The sequence below is a fragment of the Aminobacter sp. SR38 genome, assembly GCF_014843375.1.
Taxonomy (GTDB): Bacteria; Pseudomonadota; Alphaproteobacteria; order Rhizobiales; family Rhizobiaceae; genus Aminobacter; species Aminobacter ciceronei.
Genome location: NZ_CP062112.1, coordinates 4,406,092 through 4,424,340, shown reverse-complemented (window position 1 = coordinate 4,424,340; position 18,249 = coordinate 4,406,092). Strand labels below are relative to the sequence as shown.

At 63.6% G+C, this 18,249-nt stretch carries 16 protein-coding genes; 5 read left to right on the top strand and 11 right to left on the bottom strand.

All coding sequences use genetic code 11. The features are described 5' to 3' along the window. Positions 1 to 91: 91 nt before the first annotated feature. The 3 genes from IG197_RS21630 to IG197_RS21620 form a co-directional block, all read right to left on the bottom strand. Positions 92 to 1,030, bottom strand: coding sequence for a substrate-binding domain-containing protein (locus IG197_RS21630; RefSeq protein WP_182575634.1), 939 nt, complete (start codon positions 1,028 to 1,030; stop codon positions 92 to 94). Positions 1,031 to 1,349: 319 nt separating this feature from the next. After that, positions 1,350 to 2,165 (bottom strand): TIM barrel protein, encoded by an 816-nt coding sequence (locus IG197_RS21625; RefSeq protein WP_192314926.1) that lies wholly within the window; start codon positions 2,163 to 2,165, stop codon positions 1,350 to 1,352. A 139-nt stretch (positions 2,166 to 2,304) separates the two neighbouring features. After that, on the bottom strand, positions 2,305 to 3,336 hold the full coding sequence (locus tag IG197_RS21620) for a LacI family DNA-binding transcriptional regulator (RefSeq protein WP_192314924.1): 1,032 nt from the start codon (positions 3,334 to 3,336) through the stop codon (positions 2,305 to 2,307). 161 nt (positions 3,337 to 3,497) lie between these two features. Here IG197_RS21620 and IG197_RS21615 point away from each other — a divergent pair, with 161 nt between their 5' ends. The 4 genes from IG197_RS21615 to IG197_RS21600 all read left to right on the top strand — a co-directional run bounded on the left by IG197_RS21615 (position 3,498) and on the right by IG197_RS21600 (position 7,297). Next, positions 3,498 to 4,586 (top strand): fatty acid desaturase family protein, encoded by a 1,089-nt coding sequence (locus IG197_RS21615; RefSeq protein WP_192314923.1) that lies wholly within the window; start codon positions 3,498 to 3,500, stop codon positions 4,584 to 4,586. Positions 4,587 to 4,611: 25 nt separating this feature from the next. Beyond that, a complete protein-coding gene (locus tag IG197_RS21610; RefSeq protein WP_067958664.1) occupies positions 4,612 to 4,926 on the top strand; it encodes a MocE family 2Fe-2S type ferredoxin in 315 nt (104 codons plus the stop codon). A 17-nt stretch (positions 4,927 to 4,943) separates the two neighbouring features. Beyond that, positions 4,944 to 6,164, top strand: a complete 1,221-nt coding sequence (locus IG197_RS21605; protein ID WP_192314921.1) for an NAD(P)/FAD-dependent oxidoreductase — start codon at positions 4,944 to 4,946, stop codon at positions 6,162 to 6,164. A 113-nt stretch (positions 6,165 to 6,277) separates the two neighbouring features. Next, positions 6,278 to 7,297 (top strand): aldose epimerase family protein, encoded by a 1,020-nt coding sequence (locus tag IG197_RS21600; protein WP_192314919.1) that lies wholly within the window; start codon positions 6,278 to 6,280, stop codon positions 7,295 to 7,297. A gap of 3 nt (positions 7,298 to 7,300) precedes the next feature. Here the strand turns inward: IG197_RS21600 and IG197_RS21595 are convergent, their stop codons facing one another. From IG197_RS21595 to chvE, 5 genes are all read right to left on the bottom strand, one after another. Continuing rightward, positions 7,301 to 8,071, bottom strand: a complete 771-nt coding sequence (locus IG197_RS21595; protein ID WP_192314917.1) for an SDR family NAD(P)-dependent oxidoreductase — start codon at positions 8,069 to 8,071, stop codon at positions 7,301 to 7,303. A gap of 10 nt (positions 8,072 to 8,081) precedes the next feature. Then, positions 8,082 to 9,077 (bottom strand): AraD1 family protein, encoded by a 996-nt coding sequence (gene araD1, locus IG197_RS21590; RefSeq protein WP_067958653.1) that lies wholly within the window; start codon positions 9,075 to 9,077, stop codon positions 8,082 to 8,084. 156 nt (positions 9,078 to 9,233) lie between these two features. Further along, positions 9,234 to 10,448 (bottom strand): multiple monosaccharide ABC transporter permease, encoded by a 1,215-nt coding sequence (gene mmsB, locus IG197_RS21585; protein WP_192314915.1) that lies wholly within the window; start codon positions 10,446 to 10,448, stop codon positions 9,234 to 9,236. Further along, positions 10,445 to 11,983 carry a multiple monosaccharide ABC transporter ATP-binding protein gene (mmsA, locus tag IG197_RS21580; RefSeq protein ID WP_192314913.1) on the bottom strand — a complete coding sequence of 513 codons (1,539 nt, stop codon included), beginning with the start codon at positions 11,981 to 11,983 and terminating at the stop codon, positions 10,445 to 10,447. Before mmsA ends, mmsB begins: the two co-directional genes overlap by 4 nt. A 228-nt stretch (positions 11,984 to 12,211) precedes the next feature. Further along, on the bottom strand, positions 12,212 to 13,228 hold the full coding sequence (gene chvE / locus IG197_RS21575) for a multiple monosaccharide ABC transporter substrate-binding protein (protein ID WP_371746558.1): 1,017 nt from the start codon (positions 13,226 to 13,228) through the stop codon (positions 12,212 to 12,214). A gap of 338 nt (positions 13,229 to 13,566) precedes the next feature. Here chvE and IG197_RS21570 point away from each other — a divergent pair, with 338 nt between their 5' ends. Next, positions 13,567 to 14,553: a LysR family transcriptional regulator gene (locus IG197_RS21570; RefSeq protein WP_067958645.1), complete on the top strand. Its 987-nt coding sequence runs from the start codon at positions 13,567 to 13,569 to the stop codon at positions 14,551 to 14,553. Positions 14,554 to 14,646: 93 nt separating this feature from the next. Here IG197_RS21570 and IG197_RS21565 read toward each other — a convergent pair whose 3' ends face one another. From IG197_RS21565 to IG197_RS21555, 3 genes are all read right to left on the bottom strand, one after another. Beyond that, positions 14,647 to 15,825, bottom strand: a complete 1,179-nt coding sequence (locus IG197_RS21565) for a serine hydrolase (protein ID WP_192314909.1) — start codon at positions 15,823 to 15,825, stop codon at positions 14,647 to 14,649. A gap of 26 nt (positions 15,826 to 15,851) precedes the next feature. After that, positions 15,852 to 17,048 (bottom strand): serine hydrolase, encoded by a 1,197-nt coding sequence (locus IG197_RS21560; protein ID WP_154386442.1) that lies wholly within the window; start codon positions 17,046 to 17,048, stop codon positions 15,852 to 15,854. Between the two features lie 163 nt (positions 17,049 to 17,211). Beyond that, a complete protein-coding gene (locus IG197_RS21555) occupies positions 17,212 to 18,237 on the bottom strand; it encodes an extracellular solute-binding protein (protein ID WP_246765410.1) in 1,026 nt (341 codons plus the stop codon). Positions 18,238 to 18,249 lie beyond the last annotated feature (12 nt).

Below are 18,249 nucleotides of genomic sequence, written 5' to 3'. Positions count from 1 at the left end.
GTCCTCCCAGGCCGGCCCGACTGTTGCGCGGGTCAAGGTCCTCGTGGGGAAAATGCGCCGCCGTTTGCGACGGCGCATTGGTCAGATCATATCAGTTCTTGGTGGTGTACTGGTCCATGTTCGCCGGGGTCACCAGCTCGAACGGCACCCAGACGGGCGACGTCACGGATTCGCCCTTGGCGAGCTTCATGGCGGTTTCGACCGCACCGCCACCCTGGGCGGCGGCGTTCTGGAACACGGTCACATCGAGGTCGCCGGCCTTCATGTAGGCGAGCGCTTCCTGGGTCGCATCGACGCCGGCCACGATCACGGTCTTCATGTCCCAACCGGCCGCCTTCATGGCGTTGATGGCGCCGATGGCCATGTTGTCGTTGTTCGAGATGACGGCGTCCGGCTTGTGGCCGGCGGCGATCCAGTTGGTCATCAGGTCCTGTGCCTTGACCGGATCCCAGCCAGCGGTCTGTTCGTCGATGACGTTCAGCTTGACGCCGCAGTCGCTGCCGGCGTTGACATCATGGATGTCCTTGGTGCGCATCACAGCCGCCTGGTTGGCGAGGTCACCGACCATGATCAGGATGCCAGCCTCGGTCTTGCCGGCTTCCTTGAGGATGCGGCAGACTTCCTTGGTCTCAAGCGTGCCGGAATCGACTTCGTTCGAACCGACGAAAGCACCCTTGGCACCGAGCGCGCCGACGTCGATCGGCTCGCGGTTGACGTAGACGATCGGAATGCCGGCGTCGGTGGCAAGCTTGGTCATCGGCCCGGTGGCCGAGGTGTCGACCGGATTGACGATGATGGCGTCGACCTTGGCGGCGATGAAGTTCTGGACCTGGCTGAGCTGCTTGTTGACGTCGTCGTCGGCGATCTCGATGACGACCGGCTGGCTGGCGTCAGCCGCGGACTTCTCGATACCCTTGCGCAGGACGGTCAGGAAGGTGTCAGAATTGGCCATGCTGACGCCGATATCGCCGGCAAACGCAGTGCCGGACATCAGCGCGGTCATGGCTACGCCGAGCAGGAATTTCCTCATGTTCACTCTCCTCCAACAATGGTGCCCGGCTGCACCCCGATGTGCCGGAAGCCCGCGGTCGGCCGCAGGCTCGTCTCTACGAGAGGCACCATCGCTCCTCCGCGATGCAAGATGCGCCACTCGCTTCCCGATGCCGGCCCAAATTCAGAATGTTCGGGCCGTGTTTTTTGTATATGAAATGTTTATTCCATATTGAGGCCAGACGTCAAGAGACATTCCATTGCCTGCCTGTCAATCTTGGGGGAGCAACGAATTGCGCCGCCCGGTCGCCCGGGCGGCGCTGGAGATGACGGCTATTTCGCTGGATGGAGCCGTTGCGTCAGACCCGCGAGCGGATGAACGCAATGCTCTCGGCAAGCGCTGCGCGCGGCTCGGTAAGCTTCTGCACGACAGGCGAAAACGGCTCGAAGGAGAGCAGCCCCTGATAGCCGCCAGACACCAGCGCACGGATCTGGCCGACATTGTCGAGCCGGTCGGCTGCATCGACCAAGACGCGGTGCGGGTCGCGCATGTCGGAGACCGTCACCGCGGGGTCGTCGACGCCTGAAATGTGCACCAGGCCGGTCATGCCTGGGAAGATGTCGGGCTCGCCGGCAAGATGATGATGGAACGTGTCGTGCACCATTCGAAAAGTGTCAGTTCCATCGACATCCTCGATGGCTTCGGCCGCCTCGCGCTTGGAGCGCAGCGAGCAGATCTCGAAGCCGAGCGGCTCGACAAGCCCACGCACGCCGCGATCGCCGAGGATCGCGGTCAGCGCCGTCAGCGCCGTCCTGAGGTTACGCTGGCGCTCGCCATCGGCCTTCCCTGTGCCGTCATTGACCGGAACCAGGACCAGCGCCGCAGCACCGGCGTCGCGGGCATAGTCGGCGAGTTCGATCGCCTCGGCTTCGCGCGCGGCGTTCCATTCGTTGAAGCGCTGCAGGGCGTTGATGGTTGCAATGGACATTCCATATTCCGCTGCCTGCGCCTTGATGGCCGCAGCCGGCGTGCCGTCGATGATGGCGTTGCCTGAGAGGTCGTTGCGGATTTCGACATCGCTCAGGCCAAGGTCCCGGCACAATGCGAAGAACGCCGCCGGCTTCAGCCCGGGTGCCACCATATGGTTCAGCGCGAATGTGAGCTTGCTGGGCATGCCGAATTTCTCCTCCGGGATCGCGGGGCAGCGCATCGATATTTATGTTCCAATCTACTATAAAATAGAACAGTCAATCCGACTTACGATACGAATCTATCATTTGCTGATAGATTCGCATGGCCGGCAGGCCACACCGTCAGATGTTCTCCGGCAGGAAGATGTCGAACGGCAGGAAGGTCTGACCGGGGGCGTTGGCCGCCCCCTCCTCGATCGCATGCGCCATCAGCCCGACAAGTTCGCGGCACAACGACGCCAGCGGCGTCGCAATCACCATCGTTGCAAGGTTGTCGGCCAATGCCACGCGTGTGTCCAAGGTGATCTCGTTGCAGATCAGCACCGGCAACGGATCGGGCTTCGCCTGGCGTAGCGCCGAGATCGCCCCTTCGATGCCACCGCCGGCAACGTAACAACCGACGAGATCGTCATGCTTGCGGAGCAGGTCGTCGACGACCTCGTGGGTGGCTTCCCAGGACTCGTTGTTGACGATGGTTTCGAGCAGCGTGAAGTCGGGCGCATGTTCGCGGAAGAAAGCGCGAAAGCCGATCTCGCGCAATTCGTGGCCATGGAAGCGATGGCTGCCGACGAACAACGCCACCTTGCCCGGCTTCCGCGCGCATTTGGAGATCATCCAGGCGGCGGTGCGTCCGACCTTGAGGTTGTCGATGCCAACGTACCCCTCGCGAATGCCCGTCGCGAAGTCCGACAGCAGCGCGAAGACGGGAATGCCGCGCTGCTTGAGTTCAGCAACCGCCGCCGTCACGCTGGGATGGTCGGGGCTGACCAGCGCCACTGCATCGCAGCTTGCCGCCAGCCGCCGCAGCCGTTCCAGAATCTCCTCCGGCGCGAGCGTCTCGGCAAATTCGATGACACCAGCACCGCGAAACCCTGTCGCCTGGGTTATCGCCTTCTCCAGTTCACCGGCGAAGGCACGGTAAAACACGTCCTTCGGCCGCAGCAGCACGAAGCCGAGCCGATACACCGGCAGTTCCTTGCGCATGCGCTGCGCGATCAGCCCGGCGGCATGATAGCCGATGGATGTCGCCGCCTCGTAGACGCGGCGCTGCGTTTCCTCGCGCACCGGCAGGCGCCCGTTCAGCACACGGTCGACGGTTGCAACGCTGACACCCGAGGCGTGGGCGAGATCGGTGATTGTCGGGCGCTTGCTCATGACCAATCCCTGGATTTTGCCGCAGCTTAGCGCATCATGATAGAAAATGATAGAAACCATCATACAATGATTGAAAATATTGCATCATGAGTTAACATTCTTGCAGTGAACGATGTCCAGCGCCCATCGCGGACCTGTTTCCGACTTCCAGGGAGAGAGCCATGACCGTGACGCCTTTGGCGCGCGACTACAGCCTTGTGGGAGAAAGCGCGCATCGCGCCGTCGAAAGCGGCCTTGCGGCTGCCGAGTGGTACCACACCGACATTCCGCGCAAGCAGATGAAGGAGCTGATGCAGCGCTCCGACGGTCCGGCCATCCGCGACACCGCAGTCTGGCTCGGCCTGCTCATCGCCTTCGGTACTGCCGGCGCGGCGCTGTGGGGCAGCTGGTGGTGCGTGCCCTTCTTCCTCTGCTACGGCGTGCTCTACGGCTCGGCAACCGACTCGCGCTGGCACGAATGCGGCCATGGCACCGCCTTCAAGACGCAGTGGATGAACGACGCGGTCTATCAGATCGCCTGCTTCATGATCATGCGCAATCCGGTGACCTGGCGCTGGAGCCACACCCGCCACCACACCGACACCGTCATCGTCGGCCGCGATCCAGAGATAGCGGTCATGCGCCCGCCAGACCTTCTGCGCGTCGCGCTCAATTTCTTCGGCCTGCTCGATGCCTGGCACGCCATGGTTGACATGGTCCGCAACGCGGCCGGCATCATCGGCGCGGAGGAAAAGACCTTCATCCCCGAGAGCGAGCAGCCCCGCGCCATCCGCATCGCCCGAATCTGGCTCGCCATCTATGTGGCCACCATCATGCTGGCACTTTATCTCGGCTCATGGCTGCCTTTGATGCTTGTCGGCCTGCCTCGCCTCTACGGCGCCTGGCATCACGTGCTCACCGGCCTTTTGCAGCATGGCGGCCTCGCCGACAACGTCATCGACCACCGCCTCAACAGCCGCACGGTGCTGATGAACCCCGTCAGCCGCTTCATCTACTGGAACATGAACTACCACGTCGAACATCACATGTTCCCGATGGTGCCCTATCACGCGCTGCCGAAGCTGCATGAGCTGATCAAGCACGACCTGCCGGCGCCTAGCCCCTCCATGTGGAACGGCTACCGCGAGATGCTGCCGGCCTTCGTCCGCCAGCTCCGCAACGAGGACTACTTCGTCAAGCGCGAGTTGCCGCCGACGGCACGGCCCTACCGCGAGGACTTCCATAGCGAGACGGCGCTGGCTGCCGAATAGCCGTTCGAAACCCAGGGAGAGAGACATGAGCGACTGGATCGAGGCCTGCGCGGCCGACGACATCGACGAGGAAGACGTGATCCGCTTCGACCATGCCGGGCGCACCTTCGCGCTTTACCGTAGCCCGGAGGACGAGTTCTTCGCCACTGACGGCTTGTGCACCCACGAGCAGATCCATCTGTCGCAGGGCCTGGTCATGGGCGACATCATCGAATGCCCCAAGCACAATGGCCGCTTCAACTACAAGACCGGTGCGGCGCGCGGCGCGCCCGTCTGCGTCAACCTCAGGACCTATCCGGTGAAAATCGACGCCGGCAAGGTCTTCATCCAGCTGGGCTGACTGACATGGCGGCGGGAATGATCATCATCGGCGCCGGCGAAGGCGGCACGCGGGCCGCCTTCGCCCTGCGGGAAGCCGGCTATGACGGCACCATCGCGCTTGTCGGCGCGGAGAGGCATCTGCCTTACGAGCGTCCACCGCTGTCCAAGGAGGCGATGACATCGACCGATGCACCCGCCATCAAGGCGATCGCCGACGCCGCACGCCTCAAGGAACATCGCATTGACCTGGTCGGCACCACCACCGCGACATCGATCGACCGCGCCAACCGCTCTGTCCGTCTCACCAACGGCTCCGACCTCGAATACGACAAGCTGTTGATAGCCACCGGAGCCACACCGCGCCGGCTGCCGCTTGCCGGTCTCGGCTCGCGCTGCGTCTATCTCCGGACCTTCGATGATGCGCTCGCCATCCGTTCGCATCTCGGTCCCGGCTGCCGGATAGCCATCGTCGGCGGCGGCTTCATCGGCCTCGAACTCGCGGCATCCGCCCGCAAGCTCGGCGCGGACGTCACCGTCATCGAGGCTCAGTCACGCATCCTGATGCGCGGCGTGCCGGAAGACATCGCAACCGTCGTCCACGAGACGCACGCAACCGAAGGCGTCGACATCGTCTGCGGCGACGGCATTGCGACCATCAACGACAGGGCTGACGGGGTACGCATCACGCTTGCCAGCGGCCTGCAGGTCACGGCCGATCTCGCCATCATCGGCATCGGCGCCGTGCCGGTCACGACACTTGCCGAAACCGCGGGCCTCACCCTCAACAACGGTATCGCCGTCGACGCGCAGCTACGCACCAGCGACCCTCTGATCTTCGCCGCCGGCGACTGCTGTTCGTTCCCGCTTGCCGTCTATGGCGGCCGCCGCGTCCGGCTGGAGGCCTGGCGCAGCGCCCAGGAGCACGGCGCGCTCGCTGCGCGCAACATGCTCGGATCAGAGGAGGCCCATGCCTGCGTTCCCTGGTTCTGGTCCGACCAGTACGGGCTCAGCCTGCAGATCGCCGGCTTGCCCGACGAAGGCGAGCGCACCGTCCGCCGCGACCTCGACGACGGCGCCTTCATCCTGTTCCATCTCAAAGAGGACGGCCGACTCGTCGCCGCCAGCGGCATCGGCCCGGGCAATGCGGTTGCGCGCGACATTCGCCTCGCCGAAATGCTGATCGCAAAATCCGCCCGCCCCGACATCGGCGCGCTGGCCGCGCCCTCGGTCAAGCTCAAGAGTCTGCTCGCCGCGTGACACGGAGCACGCACCCGTCAGGACGCGCAAGGCAGCTGGCAAAAGCCGCTTGAGAATCGTGCCGGTTTGCAGGAACCTGCGCTGGGCGCGAGGGCCGCGCGGAGCAAACGACAATGCCGATCAGCGAATTCGGTCAGATGGCCGACGGCACGGTGGTGCAAGCGATCGACATCGCCGCCGAAGGCATCGAGGCAAGGATCCTCACCTTCGGCGCGACACTTGCCGACCTCGTCGTCGCAACGCCTGACGGCCCGCGCTCGGTCATCCTCGGCTTCGACGATCTTGACGGTTATCTCAGCCATGGCGGCTATTTCGGCGCTATTGCCGGACGTTGCGCCAACCGCATCGCCGGCGGCAGCTTCGAGCTCGACGGACAGACGTTCGAGCTCGATCTCAACGAGGCGGAGCGCACGCATCTCCATGGCGGCAGCGACGGTTTCTTCCGCCGCAACTGGCTCGTCGTCGACGCCAACGACAGTTCGGTGCTGCTGGCGCTGATCTCGCAGGCAGGGGATCAGGGCTACCCCGGCAAGGTTATCGCCACCTGCCGCTATTCACTCGACGCCGGACGCCTCACCATTGCGCTCGGCGCCCGTGCCGATGCCCCCACATTGGTCAACCTCGCCGCCCACGCCTATTTCAATCTCGATGGTGGCGGCTCGATCCTCGACCATCGTCTGAAGATCGCCGCCGAGGCCTACACACCTGTCGACGCGAACAACATCCCCACCGGCGAGGTGCCTGCCGTCGACGGCACGCCGTTCGATTTCCGTGAGCTTCGCCCGGTCCGCAACGGAATGGACGAGGCACACAGCCCTTATGACCACAACTGGGTACTTGCCATGCAGCCGGCGCCCGAGCCGTGGCATGCGGCGAGGCTCGAAGGCCCGCTGTCCGGCATCCGGCTCGATCTCTGGACCACCGAGCCAGGACTGCAGCTCTATGACGGCGCCTTCCTGCCGGTTGTCCCGCCCTTGCGCGGCGGCATCGCGCCCGTCCGCCACGGCGCGCTGTGCCTCGAGCCGCAACGCTTCCCCGACGCCATCCACCACCCTCACTTCCCGAGTGCCGTGCTGAGGCCTGACGAGATCTATTCGCAGGTCACCGAATATCGCTTTTCGATGGTCGAGTGACCGTTACACCCAACCGCCATCGACGACAAAATTCTGTGCCGTGCACATCTTGGAATCGTCGGCCGAAAGAAACAGCGCCATGCGCGCGATGTCGTCGGGCAGGACCCGCCCTGCCAGGCACTGATTTGCATCGATCTCGGCATTGGCTGCATCGTCAACCCAGAGCTCAAGCTGGCGCTTGGTCATCACCCAGCCCGGTACCAGCGTATTGACCCGGATGCCATGCTTGCCGAGATCGCGGGCGAAGGAGCGCGTCATGCCGTGCACGGCAGCCTTGGACGCGGCATAGGCAGGATAGCCGCCCGAGGCCTTCATCCAGCCGATAGAGCCGAGATTGACGATCGCACCGCCGCCGGCGGCGATCATGCCGGGTGCCACCGCCTGGATGGCGAAGAACGAGTGGCGCAGATTGACCGCGACACGCGCATCGAAATACTCCGGCGTCACCGCGCGCCAGTCGTGGCGGGTGTCGCTCGCGGCGTTGTTGACCAGCGCCATGGTCGGACCCTGCAAGGCCTCGATCGCGGCTATCGCCTCGCGGTAGGCCACGATATCGGTGATGTCGCAGGCATGGAAGGCGACGGAAGCGCCCATGCCCGCCAGCTCCTCGGCAAGCGCCATGCCCTCGGCTTCGGCAAGGTCGACAAATCCGACTTTCGCTCCCTGAGCGGCAAAGGCCCGCACCATCGCCTCGCCAATCCCCGTCGCTCCGCCGGAGACGAGCACCGGCCGCCCGGCCAGGCTCGGATATCTAGCCATCATGTCGTCGCTCATCGCCATCACCTTACAATGTCCTGACCGCGATGGGGGCCGCTGCCCGCGCCTGTTTCAGCGGATTGCGCAGCGGCAGTCCGAATTCCGCCGCCTCGATCTCGAACACGTCACCGGGCTCCGTCTTCACCCCGTCAGCGAATGACAGCGTCGCCGTTCCGAACATGTGCACGTGCACGTCGCCCGGTTGGCGGAAGACACCATATTTGAAGTGATGATGTTCGAGATTGGCGATGGTGTGGGACATGTTGGCCTCGCCGGACAGGAACGGCTTTTCCCAGATCGGCTTGCCGGCGCGAATGATACGCGAGGCACCCTTGATGTCGGCAGGCAGTTCGCCGACGAGGATTTCCGGGCCAAACGAGGCATTCCGCAGTTTTGAATGGGCGAGATAGAGATAGTTGATACGCTCGGTGACGTGGTCGGAGAACTCGTTGGCGAGCGTGAAGCCGATGCGATAGGGCGTGCCGTCGTCGCCGACGAGATAGACGCCTGCAATCTCCGGCTCCTCTCCGGCATCGAGCGCGAAGTGCGGCGACACCAGCGGCTTGCCGGGATCGACGACCATGTTGCCGTTGCCCTTGTAGAACCATTCCGGCTGCACACCGACCTGGCCTCGCGCCGGCCTGCCGCCCTCCAGCCCCATGCGGAACATCTTCATGGAATCGGTCAGCATCTCCTCGCCACTGGCGTCCAGCTTCTTGTGCATGCTGTCCCGCGTCGCCGCCGAGCCCAGATGGGTGAGCCCGGTGCCGGTCAGATGCAGATGCGCCGGATCGGGATGCCTGACCGGCGACAGCACCTGGCCGGCGCGGCCGGCGGCCTCGATGTCGACGGCCTCGCCAAGGCCGCGGTCGGCGACGATGGCCGCAAGCGTGGTTCCGGCGCGCACCGCCTCCAGCGCCAGCGCGTAGATCGACTTGGCGTCGTTGACCAGCCGCGCGGTCCCGCCTTCCCGCACCGCCACACGGCTCTTGCCGTCGGCCAGGATTATCTGGGACATCAACATTCCTGCACTCCTTCCGTCTCGCCCCGGCCGGCCTCGTTTCCGGCGCCCGGCAAGACTTTCCCGTCGCGCCACGCACATGCGCAGCACGCCTTGCCTGTTGTCTTCGAGATTGCGGGCCCGCTCCCCCGGGCGCCGCGGCCGGTCGCTCCCTGCGGCCTAGGCCTTCTTCTTGTTGTAGAGGTCGAAGGCGACAGCACCGAGCAGAACCAGGCCCTTGATCACCTGCTGCCAGTCGATGTTGATGCCCATGATCGACATGCCGTTGTTCATCACGCCCATGATGAAGGCGCCGATGACCGCGCCCGCCACCTGACCGACACCGCCCAACGCCGAAGCACCACCGATGAACACCGCAGCAATCACGTCGAGCTCCATGCCGGCACCTGCCTTAGGCGTCGCCATGTTCAGACGGGCGGCAAAGATCAGTCCGGCAAGCGCTGCCAACGCCCCCATGATGGCGAAGATGTAGAATGTCAGCCGCTCGGTGTGGATGCCCGAGAGAGCAGCCGCCTTGACGTTGCCACCCATCGCATAGATGCGCCGGCCAAAGGTCATACGCTTGGTCACGAAAACGAATGCGGCGATGAGCACGCCCATCACGACAAGCACGTTGGGCAGGCCGCGATAGGACGCCAGCATATAGAGCAGGAACAGCACGATACCGGCCATGACGGCATTCTTCAGCACGAAGAAGCCGAAGGGCTCGGCATCATAACCGTGGCTCTCGCGGTTGCGCCGGCTTTTCAGCGCCGCAAAGATCATTCCGGCGACGATCAGCAAGGCAATGACGATGGTGGTAGCGTGCAGCTTGACCCCGCCGATCGTCCACGGTCCGATCGGGTCGGGGATGAAGCCCGCCGACAGCATCTGGAATTCCGGCTGGAAAGGCCCGACCGAGCGTCCGCCGAGCAACCACAGTGCCAGCCCCTTGAACACCAGCATGCCGGCAAGTGTGACGATGAAGGACGGGATTTTCATATAGGCGATGAAGTAGCCCTGGACGCCACCGATGACGGCGCCGACGCATATGCATATCAGTCCGGCAAGAAACGGGTTGAAGCCGAAATCGACCATCAGCACCGCCGCGACCGCGCCGATGAAGCCGGCGACCGAGCCGACCGACAGGTCGATATGCCCGGCGACGATGACCAGCAGCATGCCGAGCGCCATGACGATGATGTAGGAATTCTGCAGGATCAGGTTGGTCAGGTTGACCGGTTTGAACAGCACACCGCTGGTGGTGAACTGGAAGAAGATCATGATAGCGATCAGGGCAAGCACCAGCCCGTATTCGCGCAGGTTCGCCTTGATGGCATCTTGCGCCGTCGCCTTGGCGGAATTGACCGTCGGGGCAGCTGTTTCCGTGCTCATGCGGCTTTCTCCTCGCCGCGGACGATCGCCCGCATGATCTTTTCCTGGCTGGCTTCGCTGGCCTTCATCTCAGCGACTATGCGTCCCTCGTTGAGCACATAGATGCGATCGCAGATGCCGAGAAGTTCCGGCATTTCCGACGATATCACCAAGATGCCCTTACCCTCGTCGGCGAGCTTGTTGATGATCGTGTAGATTTCATACTTGGCGCCGACATCGATGCCGCGCGTCGGCTCGTCGAGGATCAGCACGTCTGGGTTGGCAAACAGCCACTTCGACAGCACCACTTTCTGCTGGTTGCCGCCGGAAAGGTTGCCGGTGATCTGGTAGACGCTGGACGAGCGGATGTTGGTCTTCTTGCGATACTCGTTGGCGGCCCTCAGTTCGGCATTGTCGTCGATCACGCCCAGCTTCGACGAGACGCTTGGCAGGTTGGCGACCGTCACATTGTGCTTGATGTGGTCGATCAGGTTGAGGCCGTAGACCTTGCGGTCCTCGGTGGCATAGGCGAGGCCTGCCTTGACCGCCTTGCCGACCGTCGAGGTGTCGGCTTTCTTGCCGTGCAGCAGCACGTCGCCGGTGATGTTGGTGCCGTAGGACCTGCCGAACACGCTCATCGCGAACTCGGTGCGCCCGGCCCCCATCAGGCCCGCAATACCGACGACCTCGCCCTTGCGCACCGACAGGTTGACGCTCTTGATGATCTGCCGCTCCAGATGCAGCGGGTGGTGCACCGACCAGTTTTTCACTTCGAAGATGGTCTCGCCGATGTTCGGCTCGCGGTGTGGATAGCGGTTCTCAAGGCTGCGCCCGACCATCGAGGTGACGATGCGGTCCTCGGTGATATCGGCCTTGTCCATCGTCTCGATCGACTGGCCGTCGCGGATGATGGTGATCTGGTCGGCGATGCGCTTGATCTCGTTCAGCTTGTGCGAAATCATGATCGAGGTCATGCCTTGCGCCTTGAACTCGACGAGCAGGTCGAGCAGCGACTGGCTGTCCTTCTCCGACAGCGAGGCGGTCGGCTCGTCGAGGATCAGAAGCCGGACGTCCTTGGCCAGCGCCTTGGCGATTTCCACCAGTTGCTGCTTGCCGGTGCCGATGTTGGTGATCAGCGTGTCGGGGTCCTCGCGCAGGCCGACCTTCTTCAACAGCTCGGCGGCGCGGCGGCGCACCTTGTCCCAGTTGATGATGCCGTTGGTCGCCTGCTCGTTGCCCAGGAACATGTTCTCGGCGATCGACAGCATCGGCACGAGCGCAAGCTCCTGATGGATGATGACGATGCCGCGTTTTTCGGAGTCATGGATGCCGTTGAAATGGCATTCCTGGCCTTCATAGCGGATGTCGCCGGAATAGCTGCCGAAGGGATAGACGCCGGAGAGGACCTTCATCAGCGTCGACTTGCCGGCGCCGTTCTCGCCGCAAATGGCGTGGATGTCGCCGCGCCTCACCTTGAGATTGACGTTCTCGAGCGCCTTGACGCCCGGGAAGGTCTTGGTGATGTCGCGCATTTCCAGAATGATGTCGTCACTCATGGTCCCTCGCTCGAAGTGGCGCCCCGCCTGTCCAGGAAAATGCACCCGGAAACGGAGGTAGCGTACTCTCTTTGGAACGGAGCTCCACCCCCTCCTTGCGCGGGTCTCGAGACGCGCCCGCGCCCGGCATTGGCTGCCTTCGGCGTTGATGCGGGGAGCCCGCCAAGCGGGTGTCCGGTCCCTTGAACCGCTCCCCGCAATTGCGCAGGGAGCGGCAAGGCGGAAGGCTTACTTTATCTCCTCGGCCTTGATGTAGCCGGAGTCTACCAGGACCTTCTGGATGTCGTCCTTGACCACCGACACGGGCACCAGCAGGTAGGACGGAACCACCTTGACGCCGTTGTTGTAGGTCTTCTCGTCGTTGATCTCGGGCTTGCCGCCGGACAACGCCGCATCGACTAGGTTCGCGGTTACCTTGGCCAGTTCGCGGGTGTCCTTGAACACCGTCGAGTACTGCTCGCCGGCGATCATCGCCTTGACCGAAGGCACCTCGGCATCCTGACCGGAGATAACAGGCCATGGCTGGTCGGCCGTGCCGTAGCCGACGCCGCGCAGCGACGAGATGATACCGCGCGACAGGCCGTCATAGGGCGCGAGCACCGCATCGACACGGCTGCCGTCGGAGTAGTTGGCCGACAGGATGTTGTCCATGCGGGCCTGCGCCACCGCCGCATCCCAGCGCAGCGTGCCGACCTTTTCCATGCCCATCTGGCCCGACTTGACGACCAGCGTGCCCTTGTCGATCAGCGGCTGCAGCACCGACATGGCGCCGTCGTAGAAGAAGAAGGCGTTGTTGTCGTCGGGCGAACCGCCGAACAGTTCGATGTTGAACGGACCTGGCTTGTCAGGATAGCCGAGGCCCTTGAGCAGAGAGTCTGCCTGGAGCACGCCGACCTTGAAGTTGTCGAAGGTGGTGTAATAGTCGACATTGCCGCTGTCGCGGATCAGGCGGTCATAGGCGATGACCTTGACGCCCTTGTCGGCCGCCTGCTGCAGCACCGCCGACAGCGTGGTTCCGTCGATCGAAGCGATGATCAGGGCCTTGGCGTCCTTGGTCACCATGTTCTCGATCTGAGCGAGCTGGTTCGGGATATCGTCTTCGGCATACTGCATGTCGATGGTGTAGCCCTTGGCTTCGAGGGCCGCCTTGAGCGCGTCGCCGTCATTGATCCAGCGCAGCGACGACTTGGTCGGCATGGCGATGCCGATCGTCCCCTTGTCCTGGGCATGGGCCTGATAGGACATGGCGGCGAGGCCAACCGCGAGGGCGGCTACGAACGTCTTGATGATCTTCACCTTCTCTCTCCCTTGTGAAGTGCCGGCGCGCGGACGCAAGCGCTCGCGCGTGGCCCCGCCATGAACGGCGCGGCAAAGCCAGGTATGATGCGTATTCCTCCAAAAGGCCGCGAGCCCTGCGTTTCCTCCGCTCGATGCTCCAGCACCCGGCTGGCTGACATCGAACTCGCGACGGTCTCAACGTCGGGGAATGTGGCATAACAGTCAAATGCAAAATCGGCTGCACGGCATATCATTTCTGGTATGCTTCAAAGCCAGTTCGAGGCTGCGCAGGAGGGAAGGACGCGATGGTCGACATCCGGGACGACGCCAGGGTAAGCGGCACCAGCCTGCGCATCAACGACAACGAAACCTTGCTGCGCAGCGGCCTCAAGCTGCGCCATATGCGCATGGTGGTGGCGCTGGAGGATCACGGCCAGATCAGCGCCGCCGCCCAGGTCATGAACATCTCCCAGCCCGCTGCCTCGCGCATGATCTCCGAGATCGAGGACATCCTCGGCGTCGAGGTCTGCGAGCGGCTGCCACGAGGCGTCCGGCTGACGCCCTATGGCGCAGCCCTTGCCCGCCGTGGCCGCGCCATCCTGCTCGAGATGCAGCAGGTCGACCGTGAGATCTCCGACCTCAAGTCAGGCAAGGGCGGCTCGGTCGCCATGGGCGCGGTGACCGCACCCGCGATCGAGCTGGCGGTACCTGCCATCCGCAAGATCCGCGAGCGCTATCCGCGCATCGAGATCAGCGTGCAGATCGAGACAAGTGCCGTCCTGGCACGCGAACTCCTCGCCTCGCGCCACGATTTCATCGTCGCCCGCGTCCCCGACGATCTCGATCCGCGTTTGTTCGAAAGCCGCATCATAGGCATTGAGAAGGCCTGCCTCATCGTTCGCCGCGGCCATCCCCTGGCCGGCTCCGGCACTGTTCCGCTGGAACGCCTTGCCGAATTCGACTGGGTTTTCCAGCCCGGCGGTTCGCTGCTACGTCAGACGGTACAGGGCATCTTCATGAGCCGAAACGTCCGCATGCCCGACCGCATCCTCAACACCAGCTCATTGCTCTTGACGCTGGTGATGGTGGCGCAGTCGGACGCCATCGCGCCGATCGCGACTGACGTCGCCAATTTCGTCAACGCCAAGAGCGGTCTCGACGGCACGATCGAGATCCTGCCGATCGCCTTCGACATCAACGTCCAGCCCTACAGCCTGATCACCGTGCGCGGCCGCATGCTGTCACCGACAGCCCAGTTGCTGCACGACCACATCCTGCGTGAGATCGCATAGGCGACCTCACGCGGCCGGAGTGCCTTGCCCCCAGGAAGTGAGGAGAGTTAGCCCGGCGAAACCGTGACGGATGGACACTCGATAGTTCGGCCCTCACACCCTGGCGCAGATCGCCTCGAAGAACGCGACATTGTCGAGGTCGAGCGGATCGTCGACCGGCAGCGCCTGCGACGACATCTTGGAGATCACCACCTCGGCCTTGGGGTCGATGTAGAGCCACTGGCCGTGGATGCCGATGCCGCAAAAGGCTTGGGCAGCATTGGCGCTCTGGTACCACTTGTTGCGATAGCGCCCGTGGGCGAACAGGTTGGTCATCGTACCGCGCTGCCAGGCCACTGCATCGCCGCCATGGATTGTGTCTTCGACCCAGGCCTGCGGCACGATCCGGCCGCCTTCGGCAACACCGCCCTGCCGCATCATCTCGCCGACGCGCGCGAGGTCGCGCACCGCCACCGATACGCCGCCCGCCGCGCGCGCCGAACCTTCCGCATCGACGCTGACGAAGGCATCGCGCACCGCGCCCAGCGGCTGCCACAGCTTGTCCGCCATCAGCTCGGCATAACGCTGGCCAGAGGCGCGCTCGACGATGATGCCGAGCAGGTCTGAATTGGGCGAGCGGTAGCGGAAGGTCTGGCCGTGCGGCTCGTCCAGCGGCTGCAGTGAGACGAGGAACTCGCGCAAAGTTTCCGATCCGCCGCTCGGGTTCCACATCGTGGCGCGGCGATAACGGGCAAAGGCGCTTTCGGGGTCGAGATAAGCCTCCTCGAAATCGAGGCTGACGGTCATGTCGAGCACGTGACGCACAGTGGCTTTGGCGTAGACCGAGCCAGTCGCTTCGGGCACGTAGTCGGTCACCGGCGCATTCGGGTCGAGCTTGCCCTCGCCTTCGAGGCTGCCGGCAAGGATCGCCGTCAGCGACTTCGAGATCGAAAAGATGATGTGCCGTGCCTCGGGCCGCATCTCGGGCGCGAACCAATCGCCGACGAAGCGCCCCTTCTTCATCACCGCAAGCGCATCCGTCGACGAGCGCTCGAGGAAACCGGCCACGCTCTCGTTTCGGCCGTTGATATCAACGATTTCCGTCAGAAGCCCGGCGAGATCGACGGGCGCGCTCTCGACCTTGCCCTCCAGGGCCGGGATTCGCGTGCTGCGCACCATCTCGCCGACATTCTGGAAAGCCCAGCGGTTGAACGGCTTCTCGCGCCAGTTGCCGAGCGTCACGTCCTGGCGCGCAAAACCGAATGCCTGCTCGAAGGCGTTTGATGACGTCATGATATGTCCTTGCTGCTATGTTACGGTCAGGCGAGTGCGGCTGCGATGGTGTGCACAGCCTTCAGGGTCGCCACCGAATAGGGAACCGAAGTGAAGTCGGGCCAGGTCGACAGCTTCACCGTGACCATGCCGGCGTCGAAATTGATATGGATCAGTTGCCCGAACACGCCGCGGCACATCAGCGTCCGCGAGCGCGGGTCCTCGATCCAGAACTGGTTGCGATAGCTGGCCTCGGGCATCGAGGTGCTGAAGTTGGGGCCATGCATTCCCCGCCGGGTCTCGGCGATCCAGCCGGCAGGCACGATGTCGGCGCCGTCCTCCAGGATCGTCTGGCCGAAGCGGGCATAGTCGCGCAGCGTCGCGTTGAAGCCGCCGTCGGCAATGGCGTAACCGGCGCTGTCGACGGTGAAACAGGCGCTCTCCTCGGCGCCGATCTTCTGCCACAGCTCTTCGGACACCAGTTGCGGCAGCCGCCTGCCGGTCGCCCGCTCCATGATGAAGGCGAGCACATCAGTCTCGATCGAGCGGTACTCGAAGGCAGCGCCATGCGGCCTGGTCGTTTCGGTCAGGCGCTGGATCAACTCGAACATATGCCGTGGCCAGTGGAAGCTGGGGTCGGCATCCGCGGGGACCGGCTTCCAGCCGCCGGCGACGTCGACCTGGCCGATGTCGGAATAGGGGTCGGTATAAGCCTCGCTGAAACGGACACCCGTGGTCATGTCGAGCACCTGCTGAACGGTCGCCCCCTTCCAGCCGGTCGTTGCCAGCTCCGGCAGATAGTCGGTCACCAGCTTCTTCGGGTCGACGATACCTCGCCCCGCAAGAATGCCGCATACCGTGCCCGTCACCGATTTCGCCACCGATTGCGACAGATGCAGCGTGCGTGGCGTCATGCCGTTGAAGTAGCGCTCATAGGCGATCTTGCCGTCCTTGAGCACGAGGAAGCCATCGGTGTAGGTCTCGTCGAGCAGCCCCGAAAGCGTCGTCGGTTTGCCCCCGCTGTCCACGACCGCCAGGCCGTCGAGATCTGTCTCGGCGCGCGGCAATTCACGAACCGGACCTTCGCCGCGCCATACCTCCGCCGTCGTCACGATCTCGCGCACGTGCTGAAACGCCCAGCGGTTCCACGGCGGCATGTCCCATTGCGCCTTCGGTACCTTCATCGCCGGTGGCGAGCCCTGCATGATGGGTGGCGGCGCATCGCTGTTTCTGTAGGAGCTCATGTCTCTCAACCTTGTCTCTTCGCCACCCATGGTGGAGACGATGCCGGCCCTTCGACAAACTCAAAACCAGATGCGGGACGGCACAAACGCTTCAAGGCCTGGTGCTGCCCCTCATCCGCCCTTCGGGGCACCTCCTCCCGCAAACGGGGAGCAGGAACAGCCCCTACTTCTGCAGGTCGGTCCAGATCTTGGTGTAGATCGCATCGACCTCCGGCGGGCACATCAAGGCCATCGTGCCATGCGCCTTGCTCGCTTCCGGAATAACGATTTCAGGCGCGTCCTTCATCTCGGCGGGCATGAACTTTTCCGAGCCGGCAACGCCGTTGGCATAGCGGTGATAGGCGGAAAGCCCGGCCGCGATTTCGGGATCCATGATGAAGTTCTGGAACAGCTTGGCGTTCTCGACGTTCTTGGCGTCCTTCAACACCACCACGTTGTCGCTCCAATAGGTGAAGCCTTCCTTCGGATAGCCGAAATTCACCTCAGGACGCGCCAGCCGGATGCGCAGCGCGGCCCCGTTCCAGGTTGTCGAGGCCTGGAAGTCGCCGGCCTTCATCTTGTCGATCGCGCCATACTCCATAGCGACCCAGTTCGGTTTCGCCGCCACCAGCAGGTCGCGCGCCTTCTTCAGCACCTCCTTGTCGTCGCTGCATTGCTGGCCGCCGACATAGCGGATCGCCGCCGTCACCACGTCCTTCATCTCGGGGACGACATTGACCTTGCCCTTCAGCTCGTCGGGTGTCTCGAAGATGATCTTCCAGCTGTTGATGTCGCCCTTGTAGGTGCTGGTGTTGACAACCGTGCCGACCGTGCCCCAAGCCCAGGGCACCGAATATTTGCGGCCGGGGTCGAATTCGGGGTTGGCCCAGTCGGGCGACACGTTCTTGAAGTTCTCCATGCCGCCCGGATTGGTCTCGAGCAGCAGACCTTCCTTGATCCAGATCGGCAGATGCGTCTGGGAGGGAACCGCGATGTCGAAACCGCTGCCGCCCTGGCGCACCTTGGCGAGTGCGGTGTCGTTCGAGTCGTAGTCGGTGATCGTCACCTTGACCTTGTACTTTTCCTCGAACTTCTTGATCACCTCGGGGTTGGTGTAGTTGCCCCAGTTGTAGATGTTGAGCTGGCCTTCGGCGCGGGCAAAGCCGGTCGCCGCAAACAGCGCGATCGCCGCGACGGCAGTGGACATCATTGGTTTCACAGC

Excerpts from the sequence above, each read along its gene's own strand:
- IG197_RS21600 (WP_192314919.1), top strand. The coding sequence starts at position 6,278 with ATGCCGATCAGCGAATTCGGTCAGATGGCCGACGGCACGGTGGTGCAA.
- IG197_RS21605 (WP_192314921.1), top strand. The coding sequence starts at position 4,944 with ATGATCATCATCGGCGCCGGCGAAGGCGGCACGCGGGCCGCCTTCGCC.
- IG197_RS21610 (WP_067958664.1), top strand. The coding sequence starts at position 4,612 with ATGAGCGACTGGATCGAGGCCTGCGCGGCCGACGACATCGACGAGGAA.
- mmsA (WP_192314913.1), bottom strand. The coding sequence starts at position 11,983 with ATGAGTGACGACATCATTCTGGAAATGCGCGACATCACCAAGACCTTC.
- araD1 (WP_067958653.1), bottom strand. The coding sequence starts at position 9,077 with ATGTTGATGTCCCAGATAATCCTGGCCGACGGCAAGAGCCGTGTGGCG.
- IG197_RS21565 (WP_192314909.1), bottom strand. The coding sequence starts at position 15,825 with ATGACGTCATCAAACGCCTTCGAGCAGGCATTCGGTTTTGCGCGCCAG.
- IG197_RS21625 (WP_192314926.1), bottom strand. The coding sequence starts at position 2,165 with ATGCCCAGCAAGCTCACATTCGCGCTGAACCATATGGTGGCACCCGGG.
- IG197_RS21595 (WP_192314917.1), bottom strand. The coding sequence starts at position 8,071 with ATGAGCGACGACATGATGGCTAGATATCCGAGCCTGGCCGGGCGGCCG.
- IG197_RS21560 (WP_154386442.1), bottom strand. The coding sequence starts at position 17,048 with ATGAGCTCCTACAGAAACAGCGATGCGCCGCCACCCATCATGCAGGGC.
- chvE (WP_371746558.1), bottom strand. The coding sequence starts at position 13,228 with ATGTCCTATCAGGCCCATGCCCAGGACAAGGGGACGATCGGCATCGCC.
- mmsB (WP_192314915.1), bottom strand. The coding sequence starts at position 10,448 with ATGAGCACGGAAACAGCTGCCCCGACGGTCAATTCCGCCAAGGCGACG.
- IG197_RS21630 (WP_182575634.1), bottom strand. The coding sequence starts at position 1,030 with ATGAGGAAATTCCTGCTCGGCGTAGCCATGACCGCGCTGATGTCCGGC.
- IG197_RS21615 (WP_192314923.1), top strand. The coding sequence starts at position 3,498 with ATGACCGTGACGCCTTTGGCGCGCGACTACAGCCTTGTGGGAGAAAGC.
- IG197_RS21570 (WP_067958645.1), top strand. The coding sequence starts at position 13,567 with ATGGTCGACATCCGGGACGACGCCAGGGTAAGCGGCACCAGCCTGCGC.
- IG197_RS21555 (WP_246765410.1), bottom strand. The coding sequence starts at position 18,237 with ATGATGTCCACTGCCGTCGCGGCGATCGCGCTGTTTGCGGCGACCGGC.
- IG197_RS21620 (WP_192314924.1), bottom strand. The coding sequence starts at position 3,336 with ATGAGCAAGCGCCCGACAATCACCGATCTCGCCCACGCCTCGGGTGTC.